The sequence below is a fragment of the Rhizobium moroccans genome (assembly GCF_057559155.1).
The window spans coordinates 57,845-74,853 of sequence record NZ_JBHFJG010000047.1 but is presented as its reverse complement, the minus strand read 5'-3'; the positions used below and the strand labels follow the sequence as shown (position 1 = coordinate 74,853).

Genomic DNA, 17,009 nt, shown 5'->3' with positions numbered 1-17,009 from the left:
CCCGCTTGGACGGGGTGAGGGCTATCTCAGATCAACTTATCAAGCGTGATCGGCAGATCGCGGACCCGCTTGCCGGTCGCGTGGAACACGGCATTGGCGATCGCCGGCGCGACGCCGACGATGCCCACCTCGCCCACGCCCTTGCCACCCAGCACCGAGGCATTGAGATCGGGGATACCGACTGAGATGACCTCGATATGCGGCACATCGGCATTGGTCGCCACGAGGTAATCCCCGAGATTGTTGTTGATGACCCGCCCATTGCGGCCATCGACCAATCCCTCCTCCAGCAAGGCCTGCCCGATACCCATGATAATGCCGCCGCGCCACTGGCTTTCGGCGAGCTTCGGATTGTAGATCCGGCCGCAATCGAAAGCGGAAACGATGCGCGAGACACGGATCGTGCCGAAGTCCTCGTCGACCCTCACCTCGACGAAATGCGCACACCAGCTATACATCGAATAGTCGCCGGCGGTCGGCCCCTGGATGGCCGTCATGGTCGTCCAGGCGCGCTTGTGTCCCTCCGGCCCCTGATCCGCTTCCGGAAGCGTGTTGCGGCGGGTCTCGATCAGATCGCGTCCCGTAACGGACATCAATTCCGCCACCGTAAGCGACGGTCCATCGCCGCGAGGCACGGCAATCCGACCATCGGTGACAGTCAAGGTGTTGGCGCCCGTATCGCGGAAGGGCGAATTGGCATCGTTGAGGGCAAGCCCGATCAGCTCTTCCCGCGCCGCCGTCGCCGCCTTGTGTACAGCGCCGGTGATCGCGCCCGCCAGCATCGAGCCGCCCGCCACGGTCGCGCCCGGCAGCGACGAGTCGCCGAGCCGGACATCGATTTGTCCAACCGGAACGCCGAGCGCTTCGGCAGCCGTCTGGGCAAGGATCGTATAGGTCCCCTGCCCCATGTCGATTGCGCCGCTGACCACTTCCACCGTGCCGTCCGAGAGAAGGCGGATCATCGCCTCGCTCGCTGCCCGCAGCACCGGAAATGTGCCGCAGCCGACGCCCCAGCCGATAAGTTGGCGGCCGTCCCGCATGGAGCGCGGCTCGAAGCTTCGCTTCGCCCAACCGAAGGCTTCGGAACCCGCCGCAAGCGCTTCGCGCATCTGGCGGGTAGACCAGGGCTTGCCCGATTGGGGGTCGTGTTCGGCATAGTTCCTGAGCCTGATCTCGACAGGATCGACACCAGCCGCGTAGGCGAGTTCATCCATCGCGCATTCCAGCCCGAAAGCGCTAGGGTTCTTCCCAGGAGCACGCAAGGCACCCGGCATCACGGTATTGGCCGGCACCAGCCGGTGCTCGGAACTGAAATTCGGCACCGCATACATGAGAGGTGTGGCGGCGCTCGTCTGCTCCGGAAAATCGGCATAGGTGGACGTCTCGCTGGCTCCGCGATGCACGATCGCCTGCAGGATGCCGTCGGAATTTGCGCCGAGTTCCAGAGTCTGGCGCGTCGCCGCTCTTCCGCCATAGGAGGTAAAGTTCTGCGGCCGTGTGACAGCGAGCTTCACCGGTCGGCCGAGCCTGCGGGCCACCGCCGCTGCGACAGCTCCATAGGCGTAAACGGCTGCCTTGGAACCGAAGCCCCCGCCGATGAAGGGCGATAGGAGGCGCACGTTTTCGTCCGGCAAGCCGAAGAGTTCCGCATAGGAACGCGCCATGCCGTGCGTCCATTGGCTCGGCTCCCAGATCGTCAGCCGGTCGCCGTCCCATCTGGCCGTCAGCCCATGCGGCTCGATCGGCACGTGATATTCACGCGGCGTGCTGTATTCCGCCTCGATGCGCAACGGCGATGCCGCGAGCGCCTCTTCGGCATCGCCCCAGGCAATATTGAACTGGTCGACCAGCTTGCCCTCCCCGGCATTCGGAGAGTCCATGCTGGCAACGGCGGTCGTCTCCTCATAGGTGACCTCGACCAGCCGTGCCGCTTCGGTCGCCTGCTCGAGCGTCTCGGCAATAACGGCGGCGATGGCCTGGCCGTTGAAGGCGACTTCACGCGGAAGCGGATGATAGGGCTGATCGTCGGGGCGATTGCCATACCAGTCGGAGGCGACCTTCAGCTCCAGATCGGTTTCGGGCGTAACGACCAGAAGTGTGCCGGGCGCCGCCTCTGCCTTCGTCGTATCGACCTTAACCACCCGGCCGGCCGCGATCGTGCTTTGCACCAGCACGGCATAGGCGAGCCCCTCGACGGGATGCTCCAGCGCATAGGTCGCGCCGCCCGTGATCTTCAGCTTGCCGTCGAGGCGCGAAAAGCGTCCACCGAGCGCGCCATCGGAGGCATCGCCCTGTTTGGTGCGGGTTTCCATGATGGTCATGCCAGACCTCCCATTTGCAGGATGGCGCGCGCGACGACACGCGGCGCAAGTTCGATCTTGTAGCGGTTGGCCCCGTAGGAAACGGCGCCTTCCATGGCGAGACGGCTTGCCTTTTCCACGGAGGCCGCATCGAGAGCCTTGCCGACGAGAGCCTGCTCGACGGCACGCGCCCGCCACGGCTTGGTGGCGACCCCGCCAAGCGCGACGCGGATGTCGCGGACCGTCCGGCCGTCCTCCTCCAGCTCGAGACCGACCGCAGCACTAGCCGCCGCGAATTCGTAGGATTGCCGGTCGCGGACCTTGAGATAGGTCGAATTCTTCGCGGCCGGCGACGCGGGGATGACGATGCCCGCGATCATCTCTCCCGGCTCGATGACGGTATCCCGATCCGGCCTGTCACCGGGTGTCAGGAAAAACTCATCTGCCAGCACGGTCCGTCCGCCGAGATCGACGGAAGCATCGAAAGCGACGAGCGCGACCGCCAGATCGCCGGGATAGGAGGCGATGCAGGCCTCGCTCGTGCCGAGCACCGCATGGTTGCGGGTGACACCACCGATCGCCGAGCAGCCGGAACCCGGACTGCGCTTGTTGCAAGCGGGAAACGTGGCGGGATCGCGGAAATACGGACAGCGCGTCCGCTGCAGGAGATTGCCGCCGACAGTCGCCATGTTGCGAAGTTGGGCGGAAGCCGCCAGCAGCAGTGATTCCGAAACGGCGGGGAAGTTCGCCCGGATCGCGGGGTGATCCGCCACTTCGCCCATTTTGGCGAGCGCGCCGATTCTTGCGCCGGCCGCGTCCATTTCGATATCCGAAAAGCCCGGCAGGTGCGTGATATCGATGACCGCTTCAGGTTCGAAGACACCGCACTTGGCGAGATCGAGAAGCGTAGTACCGCCGGCAAGCAGCATGGCACCTGATTGGATGGCAGCCTGACGGGCTTGATCCGCCGAGGTCGCGCGGGAATAGGAAAAATCTCTCATCACGCCGCCTCCGCCGCTTCGCGGACCGCCGCGACGATGCTGTTATAGGCCCCGCATCGACAGAGATTGCCGGCCATGTATTCGCGGATTTCCTCGTCCGACCCGGCATGCCCCTCGCGGATGCAGGCAACCGCCGACATGATCTGGCCCGGCGTGCAATAGCCGCATTGGAAGGCGTCATGCTCCAGAAACGCCGCCTGCACGGGATGCAGATCGCCGTTTTCCGCGGCCAAGCCCTCGATCGTAGCAATCTGGCGGCCTTCGACCTGGGCTGCCAATGTCAGACAGGAAAGCACGCGCTTGCCGTCGACATGCACCGTGCATGCCCCGCACTGGCCCTGATCGCAGCCTTTCTTGGTGCCGGTGAGTTCCAGATGCTCGCGCAGAGCATCGAGCAGGGTGACCCGCGGCTCGACATCGAGTTCGCGTGTCTTTCCATTGATCTCCAGTGAAAGATGAACCGTTCGTGTCATGGATCAAGCTCCTGCCATCGTCACGAGAATGAGATTTCGATATTGGAATGGGCTGGCAATCCGGCCCTGGCGCCCTAGCTATGGGTTACGGGATGGCCATGAGTGGGTTTCGGCATGACATCCCGCCTCCTTCTGGGTTAAGAGGTGGAAGGCACTCCAGTTAAGCGGAGGAGCCTCCGTTTAATCTAGCGACTTGCCGGCTCCGGTCAAGTCCCCAATGTGCCTGGAGCATTATTTTGGCCTCGGCCGAGCAGAAACCTGCCCCTCCCACGACAAAGCTACGCGCAGACGCGCGCCGCAACCGCGAGAAACTCATCGAGGTCGCGGCAGTCGCCTTTGCGGAACACGGCGTGGAAACCTCACTCGAGGACATCGCCCGAAAGGCCGGCGTCGGCATCGGCACGCTCTACCGGCATTTCCCAACCCGCGAGCATCTGGTCGAGGTCATCTATCGCCGCGAACTCGAAAGCCTTGCGGCTGCAGCAACGGAGCTTGCGCAATCACACGCACCGGATGTGGCGCTGGAGGAATGGATGCGCCGCTTCGTCGGCTATATCGCCGCCAAGCGTGGCATGGCGAACAGCCTGAAAATCCTGATGGGCACCAATTCTTCGTTGTTCGCGGAAAGCTTCGGACGCATTCGCAGCGCGTTCGAGGGACTGCTGAAAACGGCGGGCGATGCGGGCACCATCCGCAAGGACATCGACACGACGGACCTGCTGCACGCTCTTTCGAGCATCTACTCCATGCCGGATACGCCGGAATGGCGCGATCGTTCCCATCGCCTCATCGGCCTCCTGATGGACGGCCTGCGCGCGAAAAAATAATCAGCCGCCTTCAGCAATTCGCCGCAGGCGTTCGGCGGTTTCATCATTCGCCGGAAAGAAGGACTCCACTGCCAGTTCCGACAGAGTGACGTCGACCGGCGTTCCGAAGACGGTGGTCGTGGAAATGAAGGAGAGCAGACCGGCCTCGGTGCGCAATTCCAGCGGAACGGCGATGCCGGCATAATCGCTGGAGGCGGCTTGTTTCGGCGAGGGATTCGGAAAGGGATAGGCCGCAAGCTCTTCAAGAAGAGCGGAGAGAACCGGATCGGCGGTCATCGCGATCTGCTGGTGCAGCCGTTCCAGGAGATGATGCCGCCATTCGGCGAGATTGGCGATTGCCGGAGCGAGACCTTGCGGATGCAGACTTAGCCGCAGCACGTTGACCGGCGGCTCCAGAAGGGCTTGGTCAACAACACCCGCAAGAAGTGGCGCAAGCGCGCCGTTCGCTGCCACCAGCGTCCAATGCCTGTCCACGGCCAATGCCGGAAACGGCTCATGCCCCTTCAATACCATCTCGACCGCGCGCCTTGCTGGCGCAAGCGCCGGATCGTCCAAGGATCGCTCGGCAAAGACGGGCGCGAAACCGGCGGCAAGCAGCATGGGATTGCGCTCGCGAAGCGGCACGCCCAGCCGCTCGGCGAGATGCAGCAACATCTCGCGGCTCGGTTGGGAACGTCCGCTCTCTATGAAGCTGAGATGCCTTTGGGAGATATCCGCCTCCAGCGCCAGATCGAGCTGGCTCATGTGTCGGCGGCGGCGCCAGTCGCGAAGATAGTCTCCCAAAGGACGGACGGCGATCGTCATGCGGCTGCCGGAACCTGATCAAGGAAGCCGTGCACAGCCTTCAGACGTCCGCCTTCGATGAGCGCGAAGTCCGTGCCCTTGATGAGCGCTTCGCCATCGGCGGGGCCGAAACCCCAGGAAAAGCGGAGATTGTCTCCATGACCATCCGCCTCGCCGATCAACTCGAAGCGGAAGCCGGGAAAGCGCTCCTGCACGGCGGCAACCAACCCGTCGATTTCGGCATGGCCCCGGCCCTGCATCAACGGATCGACATAGATCGCGCCCTCGGCCCAGCTTTCCGCAATCAGCGCCTGGCGGCGGGCAGGATCGGTCTCGTTCCAGACGGCGAGGTAGCGGTGGACGGTCTCGTTTGCATCGGTCATCTTCTGTCTCCTTTGATCGCCCGGACCATCCAGGCAGCGCGATCATGCGGGAACCGGCATCCTTCTATCAATTACGCGTCAGGTAATCAAAGCAGCGCGATACATGGACGGCCACGAGGATGTGATGAGCAAAACCGCTCTCCAAAGGTTAGCCTGGCCTGAGGAGGAAGCCATGTGGACGGATATCGGCAGGTTCGGATCGCGTTTGGAACCGGGAAAGCTCGCCTGGGAAAGCGGCCATTCCACATTCCTTAGCACAGCTCCGGGCGAAGGAAGTTTCGCGTTTTCCGGCGTAACGCTCGGCATCGTTCTTCGCTCTCTTCCCTCCCACCACGCCGCATATGGCAGCGACAGGCGCCGCCATATGCCGCTGTCAGCCGGCCAGGGCTGGCTCTTTCCCGCCGGCTTCGACGGCTGGTGCCGCTGGGATGAGCCCAATGATTTCCTCAATCTCGAAGTCGGCGCCGGGTATCTTGCGGATGCCGACCTTGAGGTGCCGACCGCTTTCCGGCCGCTGAAAGGCGACCTCGACCCGCTGCTCGTACAGCTCGGCCTCAATCTGCACGCCGCGGCAAGGGAAAGCTCCACCCTTTACCGCGACAGCCTGGCAGCCGCATTTGCCACCCAGCTTGCCCGCGTCGTGACCGGCGTGAACGAACAGGATCGACGAATAGACCCCCGTCTCGGCCGCGCTCTGCAATACATCCACGATCATCTGGCCGAGGACATCACGCTCGCCGATCTCGCTGCCGCAGCGGCAATGAGTCCGTTCCATTTCTCCCGCTGCTTCAAGGCGCAAACCGGGCTTGCGCCCTATGCCTTCGTCATCGCGCGGCGCATGGAAAGAGCCAAGGAGCTGCTGCGGGCCACGCGGTTGCCAGTGGCCGAGATCGCCTGGCGCGTCGGCTACAGGAACCCGGCGAAATTCGCCACACAGTTCAAACGTCTTACCGGCGCGACGCCCGGTGAGTGGCGCGGCAATTGAAGAGCAGGATCGGATCGCTCTTCCGCAGGATTGGGACCTGATCACGAGGGAAGAAGGCGCTAGCCCTTGAGAAAAAGGGAGAAGCGCCGTGTCCATGATGAATTCTTTCGCAATCCTCGCGGTCTCGGGCCTGCTCGTCGCAAGCTCGAATGCCTACGCCCAATCGAGCGAGGCCAATATCCAGATCATCCGCGATTATTATGCCGCCTACGCCACCGGCAATCCGGAAGCGGTCAGGCCCTTCCTGGCAGAAAACATCGTCTGGCGCATTCCCGGCCATCATCCGCTTGCAGGTGAAAAACGCGGCGTGGACGAGGTGGTCGCCTTCTTCGCAGGTCTCGCCAAGGGCCGCTTCAAGGCCGAACCGACATTCTTCCAGGCGCAGGACGATCTGGTGGTCGATATCCATCGCGGCTGGAGCAATGTCGGCAGCGGACCGGAGATCGACCAGCTCTACGCACTGATGTTCCGCATCGAAGATGGAAAGATCGTTGAGGCGACGAATTTCCTCACCGACATGCACCAGTCGGACGCGTTCTATTGGGCACATTATCCGCTGAACCCACTGCCGCAACGACTGGCCGAGTAAGGGAGAAGGCGATGTTACGCAACCTTTCCCTTGTCATTGGCGCAGTCCTCATGGTCTCGGGGAATGCCGCCGCCACACCTGCGGAAGAGGCAAAGATTGCAGCGGCGATCTCCGCGGTCGCCATCTATGCCGACAACCGTGAGTTCGCGGCCCTTGAGGATTTCTTCGCCTCCGAAACGCTGATCGATTACACCTCTCTTTGGGGCGGCGAAGCGCAGCGCTTTACGCCGCAGGCGCTTATGGCTGCCTGGTCCGGCCTTCTGCCCGGCTTTGACGCTACGCGGCACCAGCTTTCAGATATCAGGGTGGAGCAAAACGGCGAGCACGCAAATGCCATTGCCAGAGTAACGGCCGCCCATTGGCTGGAAGATGCGACTTGGACCATCTCCGGCTTCTACGACTACGCACTGGTGCGCAGCGACTCGCAATGGCGCGTCTCGGCACTGACCTTCCATCTTACCGATGAAAGCGGAGATCGCGGCCTGGTCCGGAAGGCGGCGGAAAAGGTCAGTGCCAAGGCGGAATGACGAATTTCAGCCGATTTACCGGTTCTTGAACTCCGCCTGACGTTTTTCGACGAAGGCCGCCATCCCTTCCTTCTGGTCCTCGAAGGCGAAGAGGGAGTGGAAAAGACGGCGCTCGAAGCGCAGGCCTTCGGCAAGTCCCATCTCCTCGGCGCGGTTGACCGCTTCCTTGGCCATCATCACCGCCGGCAGCGACATGCCCGCAATGGTTTCGGCGGTCTTCAACGCATCCGAAACAAGATCCGCAGCCGGGACGATGCGGGCCACCAGCCCTGCCCTTTCGGCTTCGACCGCATCCATCATCCGGCCCGTTAGGCACATCTCCATGGCCTTGGCGCGGCCGACGAGCCGCGTCAGGCGCTGGCTGCCGCCCATCCCGGGAATGACGCCGAGCTTGATTTCTGGCTGGCCGAACTTCGCCGTGTCGGCGGCAAGAATGAAATCGCACATCATCGCAAGCTCGCAGCCACCGCCGAGCGCGAAGCCAGCGACCGCCGCGATCATCGGCTTGCGAACGAGCGTCAACCGGTTCCAGTCCGAAAACCAGTCGTTCACGTACATGTCGACAGAGTTGTGTTCCTGCATCTCCTTGATGTCCGCGCCGGCCGCGAAAGCCTTTTCCGAACCGGTGATGACGATGCAGCCGATCTGAGGATTGCGGTCGAAGGTTTCTACCGCTTGCAGCAGCTCTTCCCCGAGCTGCCGGTTGATGGCGTTGAGCGCCTTCGGGCGGTTGAGGGTAACGAGGCCCACACGCCCCTTCTCTTCTGCGATGATCGTCTCGTAGCTCATCCTCTCGCCTCTCCGGTCTTTTGCGACTGTTCACGGAAATAGTTGATGATGGAGGAAAAATCCTCCCCACCCCGGCCGAGCGCGTTGAAGGTCTCGTAGAGCTCGGCGGCATGCGCGCCCATTGCCGTCTCGGCACCGGCCGCCGCAGCAGCTTCTTGCGAAAGCTTCAGATCCTTCAGCATCAGCGCCGCGGCAAAACCCGGCTTGTAGCCGTTATTGGCAGGCGAAGTCGGCACCGGCCCAGGGACCGGGCAATAGGTGTTGATCGACCAGCACTGGCCGGAAGATGTGGAGGCTACATCGAACAGCGCCTGATGCGAGAGCCCAAGCTTTTCGGCGAGCACGAAGGCCTCGCAGACGCCCGCCATGGTGATACCGAGGATCATGTTGTTGCAGATCTTGGCAGCTTGCCCCGCGCCGGAATCTCCGCAGTGGACGATGCGTTTGCCCATCTTCTGCAGCACCGGCTCGCCCCTCGCGAAAGCTGCCTCTGCGCCGCCCACCATGAAGGTCAGCGTTCCTGCCGTAGCGCCGCCCGTGCCACCCGAAACCGGCGCGTCGAGCGAGAGGCAGCTGGCTTCCTTTGCCAGCATATGCGCCTTGCGAGCGCTTTCCACGTCGATCGTGGAGCAATCGATCATCAGCGTGCCGGGCTGCACCGCCTTGACGAGTTCGCTCCAGACCGAGATGACGTGCTTGCCGGCCGGCAGCATGGTGATCACCACGGAAGCATCCTTCACCGCCTCCACAGCGCTTGCAGCGATCATGACGCCGTTTGCGGAAGCGGTTTCCAGCGAGGCCGCGGCGAGATCGAACCCATTGACCCGGTAGCCCGCCTTTACCAGGTTTGCCGCCATCGGTCCGCCCATGTTGCCGAGACCGACGAATGCGATTGCTTCAGTCATTGGTGATCCTCCCTGCTTTTCATTTCGCATGCCGCGTCTGCCCGATGATCGATCGCGCGACGATGACGTTCATGATCTCGTTCGTACCCTCCAATATCTGATGGACGCGCAGGTCGCGTACGAGCTTCTCGACCCCGTAATCCGCCAGATAACCGTAGCCGCCATGCAGTTGCAGCGCGTCGTTGGCGACGTCGAAACAGCGGTCGGTCACCATCCTCTTCGCCATGGCGCAAAGCATGGTGGCATCCGACGCCTTCTCCTCCAAAGCCAGCGCCGCGCGCCACAGGAAGGTGCGCGACATCTCAATATTCGCAGCCATGTCCGCCAGCTTGAACTGCAGCGCCTGGAACTCCACGATCGGCTGGCCGAAAGCCTGTCGCTCGCGGGCATAGGCGAGCGCCTTGTCGAACGCCGCTTGCGCTCCACCGAGGGATGCGGCCGCGATATTGAGCCGCCCGCCGTCAAGCCCCGCCATGGCGATCTTGAAGCCGTCGCCTTCCGCGCCGAGGCGGTTGGCCACCGGCACCCGCGCACCGTCGAAGATCACGGCGCGGGTCGGCTGGGCGTTCCAGCCCATCTTCTTCTCATTGGCTCCAAAGGAAAGGCCCGGCGTATCTTTCGGAACCAGCAGGGTAGAAATGCCCTTTGGCCCCTCCTCGCCGGTGCGAACCATCACGACGTAGACGTCGGAGGCGCCCGCACCGGAAATGAACTGCTTCTGCCCCGAGAGCACATAGTGCTCGCCGTCGCGAACCGCCTTCGTCCTCAGCCTCCCGGCGTCCGACCCGACGCTCGGCTCAGTCAGGCAATAGCTGGAAAGCTTGTCCATCGAAAGCAGGCCGGGAAGCCATGCCTGCCGCTGCTCTTCCGATCCGAAGCGATCGATCATCCATGCGCACATGTTGTGGATCGAAATATAGGAGCCGACCGCCGGGCAAGCTCGCGCTAAGGCCTCGAAGATCAGGACAGACTCCAGCCGTCCCAGGCCGGAGCCGCCGATATCGTCGCGCACATAGATGCCGCCCATGCCGAGAGCCCCGGCCTTGCGGATCGTATCCACGGGAAAGTGCTTGTTCTGATCCCATTCGATGGCGAAGGGGGCGATCTCCTCCGCCGCAAACCCCTCGGCCATTTCGCGAATGGCAATCTGCTCATCGCTGAGAGCGAAATCCATTCCATCCTCCTCCGGCTGTTCGTCACAGGCCTTGCCAGGATGTGGCACAAGGCGGTGCAACACGCCAGTCCGTCCTTGGTCTAGACCGGACCTCCGGTCCTGAAAAGAGCCGAGGATTTTCATTCCGTCATAATTGGTCGGTTTACTATGCTCACGCGAGACGGAAGACGCACACTACCGATACGATATTTTAAGGCAGGAGCCGTATATGTTGGTATCGATCCGTCGATGCTTTGGGGAATGGGTGAGGTCCATAAAGGGGGCAATGATCACTGACAAAGCCGAGACCGAAACGACCGTCGGATTTCCTCCGGCAGGGTCAGCGCATTCCCGCTTGCGCTGGCATCAGTCGCTCTTTGGCAAGATCACGCTCTTCCTGATCGCAGGCGTCATCTCCGCCTATGGCGTTGGCGCTCTGGCCGGACTGCTCATGGTGGAGCGGAACTCCCAGGAACAGTGGCGCCGCCAGGCGGAAATGAACGCCCAGATCGCCAGCTTCACAGTCCGCAACATCTACACCTTCGTGGCAGTCGAGGCGGACCCGTCCGGCCAGATCATCCGAATTCTCAGCGAGCGGCCGCTCGGAGACGACGAATCGGTTCTCGATACCGGCTTCAATCCGGTCGACGTCCTGGCGCTTGCCGCGGCGCAGACGAAGAACGAAGTCTGGCTTTTCCGCTACGACAAGGAAACCGGCAGCCTCATCAGCTCCGCCGATGCCACGGGCGCTACATCCGGCGAGCATCTGGCTTTTCCAACGCCGCATCTGCCGAACAATTTCTTCACCGGCTTTGCCACGATCGGCGAAAGGGAGCATTTCATCGCTTCCCTGCCGGTCGCCACCTCGGCGGGCGAGCTTTTAGGGTCCGTCGTCACGAGCATCGGCGAGGCGGAAGAACTTCTGCGCACGCGTGACGACCTGGTCCGCAATTCATTCCTTGCCCTCATCGCCATGCTGGTCGTGATCAGCCTGGTCGTGACGCTGGTCATGCGGAGGCTTTTCCGCCCGGTTCCCGCGTTGGTAAAGGCCCTGACGCGCATCGCCCGGGATGATACCGGCACTGTTACGCCCTTCCAGGGCCGGCACGACGAGATCGGCCGCCTTGCCGTCGCGATCGAAACGCTGCGGGAAGCGGTGGTCGAACGCGAGAACCTTCGCCAGGTCCGCGAAGTGGCCAAGCAGATGGAGCATATGGCGCATCACGATTCCCTGACCGGACTGCCCAATCGCGCCTTCTTCAACAAGGCGCTGGCCGATGCCATCGAGACGACGGCCTCAGAGGGAAGCCGCTTCAACGTCATGCTGCTCGATCTCGACCGCTTCAAGTCCGTGAATGATACGTTCGGCCACGCTGCAGGCGATGCTCTTCTGGTTGCCGCAACCGAGCGCGTCGCGATGCTGCTCGGCCCCAAGGATATCGCCGCCCGCCTCGGCGGCGACGAATTCGCCCTGCTGCAATGGGTGGATCAGGACCCGATGTCCGAAGCTTCGCGGCTCGCAGAAGCCGTCGTGTCGGCGATCGGAACCCCCTTCACCATTCTCGGCAATCGGATCTCGATCGGCACAAGCGTCGGAATTGCCTGCGCGCCCTCCCACGGTGCAACGGCCGCGACCCTTCTCAAGAGCGCCGACGTGGCCCTCTACTGTTCCAAGACCCGTGGCCGCGGCAATCATAGCTTCTTTACGGAAAGCATGGTGATGGCCACTCCGAACCTCTATGCGCTGGAGCAGGACCTCGAGATGGCGCTGGAACGCGGACAGTTCGCGCTGCATTACCAGCCGATCGTCACCGTCGCGGGAGGCAAGATCGCTGGTTACGAGGCGCTGCTGCGCTGGCGCCATCCGGAACACGGCATGATACCGCCGGACCGGTTCATCCCGCTTGCCGAGGAAACGGGCCAGATCGTCAAGATCGGCGAATGGGTTATCCGCCAGGCCAGTCGGGATGCCCGGCAAATGCCGGAGGACACGGTAGTCACCGTCAACATCTCGGCCATCCAGCTTCACCATCGCAGCCTGGTGGATACGCTTCGTTCCGCACTTGCCGAAAGCGGGCTTGCGCCTTCCAGGTTCGAGGTGGAAGTCACCGAATCCGTCATGCTATCCGATGCGATCGCCTCCTCGGTGATCGGGGAGATCGACGCGATGGGCGTCGGCATCGTGTTGGACGACTTCGGAACCGGCTACGCATCGTTGAGCTATCTCCGAAAGCTCCCTATCCGGAAAATCAAGATCGACCGCAGCTTCATCGACGGGCTTGCCGCGCGGACGGAGAACGGAGCGCTCGTCAGCGGCATCGTCCAGCTCGCCAGAAGTCTCGGAATACAGACAACGGCGGAAGGCGTGGAAAGCGAAATCGAATTGGAATTGCTGCGGCTCGCCGGCTGCGATCTCGCCCAAGGCTACCACATCGGCAGGCCGGCGCCTCTCACGCGGGCGTCAGCCCCCATCAAAAGATCGCCGATCCGCACCTCGTCAACGGGAGCATCGTGAAATGCCTGTACGCGTTGCGAAGCTATTTTCCCACGAAAGCCGAAGAGTAGGCCGATATCTTGCCTCAGCCCTGCTCATTGCCTCGCTCTGTCCAGCGACCTCCGTTGCGCAATCCACGGAAGACACGCTTGCCGCAATCGCAAACACCAAAACGATCACGATCGGCTACCGGGAAGACGCTCCTCCCTTCTCCTACCGTCTGAGCGACGGCAAAGTCGTCGGCTACTCGATCGATCTGTGCCGACGGATCGCCGAAAGTGTCCGGCAGCATCTCAAGCTCGACAAGCTGGAGGTCATGCTGGTTCCCTCGACAGCCGCGACCCGCTTCGTGCTGGTCAAGAGCGGCAAGGTCGATCTCGAATGCACCACCACCACCAATACCGCGGAGCGGCGCGAGCAGGTGGCCTTCTCCTATCCGCATTTCATGACGGCGACGCGCTTCGTCTCCCGCAAGAGCGACGGGCTGACCGGCATCAAGGACTTGAGCGGTCGCAGCGTTGTCTCCACCACCGGGACCATCAACGTGGAGCAGTTGAACGCACTCAACCGGCGCGAAAACCTCAACATCTCCGTTCTCCTGGCCAGACAGCACGCCGATGCGTTCGCCATGGTGGAGAAAGGGCGAGCCTCGGCATTCGTCATGGATGGGATTTTGCTTGCCGCACTCGTCGCCTCATCGAAGGACCCGGCCGCCTTTGCCATTTCCGAGGATACGTTCGGTCCGCCCGAACCCTACGGCATCCTGATGCGCAAGGATGATTCCGCCTTCAAGGAGGTCGTCAACGATGCGCTGAGGGAGGTGTTCGTCAGCGGCGAGATCTACGAGATCTACGAGAAATGGTTCATGTCGCCGATCCCGCCGGACAACCGAAATCTCAACCTGCCGATTTCACCCACAATGCAGGCGGCATTCGAGAGCCCGCACGAATACCTCGAGTGAAGGAGGTCGCCTTGCGTGTTTCAGCCATCTTCCGATACGTATCTGCGGCGATCTTCGCCGCTGTCCTCGCAGCCGCGCCGCAAACGCGGGCGGAGGCTCCTGCGTCAACTCTCGAGCGCATAGCCGAGACCGGCAAGATCCGCATCGGCTATGGCGATTCGCCGCCTTTCTCCTATACCGACAAGGACGGAACCATCGTCGGCTACTCGATCGACATCTGCAAGCGCCTGAGCGAGGAGTTGAGGGAAAGGCTGCGCCTTCCGGCCATCGGGATCGAATATGTCTTCCGGACACCCAGCAATCGGGTGCAATTGCTGAACGACGGCGCGATGGACATCGAATGCAACAGCAGCACCAACACGCCGGAGCGGCGGCGCAGCGTCGCCTTCACCCGCAGCCATTTCTATGTCGCCACCCGCTACGTCGCCTTGGCGAAAAACGATCTGCGGACGATCGAAGACCTGAGAGGCCGAACCGTGAGCGTGGCGCTGGGCACGGTCAATGTCGGCCAGATCAACCAGCTCAACCGGGAGCGTAAGCTCAATCTCTCCATCGTGACGTCCGACAGCGTGCAAGGGGCGTTCGACATGATCACCAACGGCATGGCCTCCGCCTATGCCATGGACGAGGTGCTCCTGAGCGCAATGATCGGGCGTACCGGAAATCCGGAAGACTATACGGTCTCGACGGAAGTGGTGGCCGAGCCGCAGCCCTATGGTTTCATGGTACGCCTGAGCGACACGGAATTTCATGACGCGGTAAATACGGCGCTGGCGAAAATCTATGCAAGCGCGGAGATGCAGGAGATCTATGATCGCTGGTTCACGCGCCCCATCCCGCGCGACAATGTCAATCTGCACCTGCCAATGAGTGAGACTTTGAGGCGTTCCTTTGCCGATCCCGGCCGATAGGACGGAAAAATCTCATGACCGCCGATGCCAACTATGGCAGGGAGGTGATTGCTGCACTTATCTAAGTATATTGATTGTGGGGCAGGCGATCGGGACGGTGTAGCATGGCTGATCTGGCAGAGGGCGAAGTCCGGCCCTTCCTCGAAGGACAGGAATACGAACTAGGTTTCTATGATCAGCTCAGGCTGATGTCGCGAGCCTTCTGGGCCTCGCCGGTCCGTAACCGCGTGGTCGTGCTCGCTTTCGGGCTGCTCGCGATCATCCTGCTGACGACCTATGCCCAATACCGCCTCAACCAGTGGAACGTACCGTTCTACAACGCCCTCGAGCGCCGTGATCTCACCAGTTTCATCGAACAGTTGAAGGTATTCGCCGTCATCGGCGGGTCGTTGCTCGTTCTGAATGTCGTACAGGCCTGGCTCAACCAGATGGCCGCCCTCTACATGCGCGAGGGCCTTTCCCGCGATCTCGTAAACCAATGGCTGAAACCGAGGCGGGCGCTGCAACTTGCGCAGGTGGGTGTGATCGGCGTCAATCCCGATCAGCGCCTGCACGAGGATGCCAGGAACCTCTCCGAAATCACGACGACGCTTGCAATCGGCCTGGTGAGTTCGACGATCCTGCTCGTCAGCTTCATCGGCGTGCTATGGGCTGTTTCGGCGAACTTTTCCTTCAGTTTCAGTGGCAGGGAAATCGTCATTCCAGGTTATATGGTCTGGGCCGCCCTGCTCTATGCCGGTTCGGCCTCGATGCTGAGCAACCTCGTCGGCGGAGGCCTGCCGATCCTCAATTCCGAGCGCTATTCGAAGGAGGCGGAACTCCGCTTCGCGCTGATGCACGCCAACGAGAACCTGACGGCGATCACGCTCGCCAACGGGGAGGAGAGCGAGAGGCGGCGTATCCAGCTTTCGATCAGCACCGTGCTTGGGGTGATCCGCCGGCTGGTGACCGCCTATACCAACCTGACATGGGTTTCCGCCGGCTTCGGATGGCTGTCGACGATCGCACCCATCCTGATCGCCGCTCCGGTCTATTTCTCCGGCAATCTTTCCTTCGGGGGACTGATGATGGCGGTCGGCGCCTTCAATCAGGTGAATGCCGCCCTGCGCTGGTATGTGGATAATTTCCGCCAGATCGCCGACTGGAAAGCGGCTCTGATGCGCGTTTCGACCTTCCGCAACGCCCTCGGCATGATCGAGATCGCGCCGCCGCGAAGCGAAATCCGATGCCTGGAAAGCAGCGACGGGACGATGCGCATACGGCACCTCGAGGTATTTTCCGGACCCGAAGAGCAATACGGGCTGCGCTTGCCGGACGAGGAGGTCGTCATCAGGCAGGGAGAGCGGCTGATGATCAACGGCGACCCCGGCGCCGACCGGCGCATGCTCTTCCAGGCTCTTGCGGGCATCTGGCATTGGGGCCATGGCGAAGTTGTCCTGCCGACCAAAGACCGCATGCTCTTCATGCCCCAGAAGGGCTATCTGCCGGCTGTCACGCTGCGTGAGGTTCTGACTTACCCGGCCAATCCCGCCGACTATGACGATGAGAGCCTGATGCTGGCCTTGAACGACGCGGGCCTGGTTCGCATGACGCGCCTGCTCGATTCGGCGGATCGCTGGGACAGGGTTCTGGACGAGGACGACCAGGTGCGGCTGCGCATTGCCAACGCGCTCATCCTCGCGCCGCGTTGGCTGATCATCGAAAATGCGCTTGAAGGCCTGGATCGCGAAACGCAGGAAACGCTCGCCCGGCTGCTCGCCGGAATGCGGGAGACGACGATCGTCTATATCGGCCGCTCGGACGTCTACCACGAAATCCTGTCGCCGCGGCAGATACATCTGGAGGTGATTGCCGGCGGCCAGGCAAACGGCTCGAAATAGGCGAGCTTCACTCGCCCGATATGGCGGTGGGGGGGGGGGGGGGGGGGG

Annotated in this window: 16 protein-coding genes; 8 read left to right on the top strand and 8 right to left on the bottom strand. The window is 62.2% G+C overall.

Annotation, left to right across the window (positions count from 1 at the left end; all coding sequences use genetic code 11):
* Positions 1–26: 26 nt before the first annotated feature.
* Genes ACE04I_RS21865 through ACE04I_RS21855 form a run of 3 tightly spaced genes read right to left on the bottom strand, consistent with a single transcriptional unit; the run spans position 27 to position 3,774 of the window.
* Positions 27–2,321 carry a xanthine dehydrogenase family protein molybdopterin-binding subunit gene (locus ACE04I_RS21865; RefSeq protein WP_487207602.1) on the bottom strand — a complete coding sequence of 765 codons (2,295 nt, stop codon included), beginning with the start codon at positions 2,319–2,321 and terminating at the stop codon, positions 27–29.
* Positions 2,318–3,301, bottom strand: coding sequence for an FAD binding domain-containing protein (locus tag ACE04I_RS21860; RefSeq protein ID WP_487207601.1), 984 nt, complete (start codon positions 3,299–3,301; stop codon positions 2,318–2,320). Before ACE04I_RS21860 ends, ACE04I_RS21865 begins: the two co-directional genes overlap by 4 nt.
* Complete coding sequence (locus ACE04I_RS21855; RefSeq protein ID WP_046794903.1) at positions 3,301–3,774, bottom strand: (2Fe-2S)-binding protein; 474 nt, start codon at positions 3,772–3,774, stop codon at positions 3,301–3,303. Before ACE04I_RS21855 ends, ACE04I_RS21860 begins: the two co-directional genes overlap by 1 nt.
* A 236-nt stretch (positions 3,775–4,010) precedes the next feature.
* Between ACE04I_RS21855 and ACE04I_RS21850 the strand changes: the two genes are divergently transcribed.
* Positions 4,011–4,601 carry a TetR/AcrR family transcriptional regulator gene (locus ACE04I_RS21850; RefSeq protein ID WP_046794904.1) on the top strand — a complete coding sequence of 197 codons (591 nt, stop codon included), beginning with the start codon at positions 4,011–4,013 and terminating at the stop codon, positions 4,599–4,601.
* On the opposite strand, the gene ACE04I_RS21845 is transcribed toward ACE04I_RS21850, so the two are convergent.
* Together ACE04I_RS21845 and ACE04I_RS21840 are read right to left on the bottom strand one after the other, a co-directional pair.
* Positions 4,602–5,405: a helix-turn-helix domain-containing protein gene (locus tag ACE04I_RS21845; protein WP_046794905.1), complete on the bottom strand. Its 804-nt coding sequence runs from the start codon at positions 5,403–5,405 to the stop codon at positions 4,602–4,604.
* Positions 5,402–5,767, bottom strand: a complete 366-nt coding sequence (locus ACE04I_RS21840; RefSeq protein WP_046794906.1) for a nuclear transport factor 2 family protein — start codon at positions 5,765–5,767, stop codon at positions 5,402–5,404. Before ACE04I_RS21840 ends, ACE04I_RS21845 begins: the two co-directional genes overlap by 4 nt.
* A 172-nt stretch (positions 5,768–5,939) precedes the next feature.
* On the opposite strand from ACE04I_RS21840, the gene ACE04I_RS21835 reads away from it, so the two are divergent.
* The 3 genes from ACE04I_RS21835 (at position 5,940) to ACE04I_RS21825 (ending at position 7,868) form a co-directional block, all read left to right on the top strand.
* Positions 5,940–6,752, top strand: a complete 813-nt coding sequence (locus ACE04I_RS21835; RefSeq protein ID WP_052760409.1) for an AraC family transcriptional regulator — start codon at positions 5,940–5,942, stop codon at positions 6,750–6,752.
* A 94-nt stretch (positions 6,753–6,846) separates the two neighbouring features.
* Positions 6,847–7,341: a nuclear transport factor 2 family protein gene (locus tag ACE04I_RS21830; protein ID WP_082118348.1), complete on the top strand. Its 495-nt coding sequence runs from the start codon at positions 6,847–6,849 to the stop codon at positions 7,339–7,341.
* An 11-nt stretch (positions 7,342–7,352) separates the two neighbouring features.
* Positions 7,353–7,868, top strand: coding sequence for a nuclear transport factor 2 family protein (locus ACE04I_RS21825; RefSeq protein WP_487207600.1), 516 nt, complete (start codon positions 7,353–7,355; stop codon positions 7,866–7,868).
* A gap of 15 nt (positions 7,869–7,883) precedes the next feature.
* On the opposite strand, the gene ACE04I_RS21820 is transcribed toward ACE04I_RS21825, so the two are convergent.
* From ACE04I_RS21820 to ACE04I_RS21810, 3 genes are read right to left on the bottom strand one after another with little or no spacing between them, the layout of a single operon-like run.
* Entirely contained in the window at positions 7,884–8,657 is a 774-nt protein-coding gene (locus tag ACE04I_RS21820) for an enoyl-CoA hydratase (protein ID WP_046794907.1), read from the bottom strand.
* Positions 8,654–9,562, bottom strand: a complete 909-nt coding sequence (gene mmsB / locus ACE04I_RS21815) for a 3-hydroxyisobutyrate dehydrogenase (protein WP_046794908.1) — start codon at positions 9,560–9,562, stop codon at positions 8,654–8,656. Before mmsB ends, ACE04I_RS21820 begins: the two co-directional genes overlap by 4 nt.
* A gap of 19 nt (positions 9,563–9,581) precedes the next feature.
* Entirely contained in the window at positions 9,582–10,736 is a 1,155-nt protein-coding gene (locus ACE04I_RS21810; RefSeq protein WP_046794909.1) for an isobutyryl-CoA dehydrogenase, read from the bottom strand.
* A 265-nt stretch (positions 10,737–11,001) separates the two neighbouring features.
* Between ACE04I_RS21810 and ACE04I_RS21805 the strand changes: the two genes are divergently transcribed.
* The 4 genes from ACE04I_RS21805 (at position 11,002) to ACE04I_RS21790 (ending at position 16,961) form a co-directional block, all read left to right on the top strand.
* On the top strand, positions 11,002–13,230 hold the full coding sequence (locus ACE04I_RS21805) for a putative bifunctional diguanylate cyclase/phosphodiesterase (protein WP_052760411.1): 2,229 nt from the start codon (positions 11,002–11,004) through the stop codon (positions 13,228–13,230).
* Position 13,231: 1 nt separating this feature from the next.
* Complete coding sequence (locus ACE04I_RS21800) at positions 13,232–14,170, top strand: amino acid ABC transporter substrate-binding protein (protein WP_082118350.1); 939 nt, start codon at positions 13,232–13,234, stop codon at positions 14,168–14,170.
* An 11-nt stretch (positions 14,171–14,181) separates the two neighbouring features.
* Positions 14,182–15,081 (top strand): amino acid ABC transporter substrate-binding protein, encoded by a 900-nt coding sequence (locus ACE04I_RS21795; protein ID WP_046795108.1) that lies wholly within the window; start codon positions 14,182–14,184, stop codon positions 15,079–15,081.
* Positions 15,082–15,185: 104 nt separating this feature from the next.
* On the top strand, positions 15,186–16,961 hold the full coding sequence (locus ACE04I_RS21790) for an ABC transporter ATP-binding protein/permease (protein ID WP_046794910.1): 1,776 nt from the start codon (positions 15,186–15,188) through the stop codon (positions 16,959–16,961).
* Positions 16,962–17,009 lie beyond the last annotated feature (48 nt).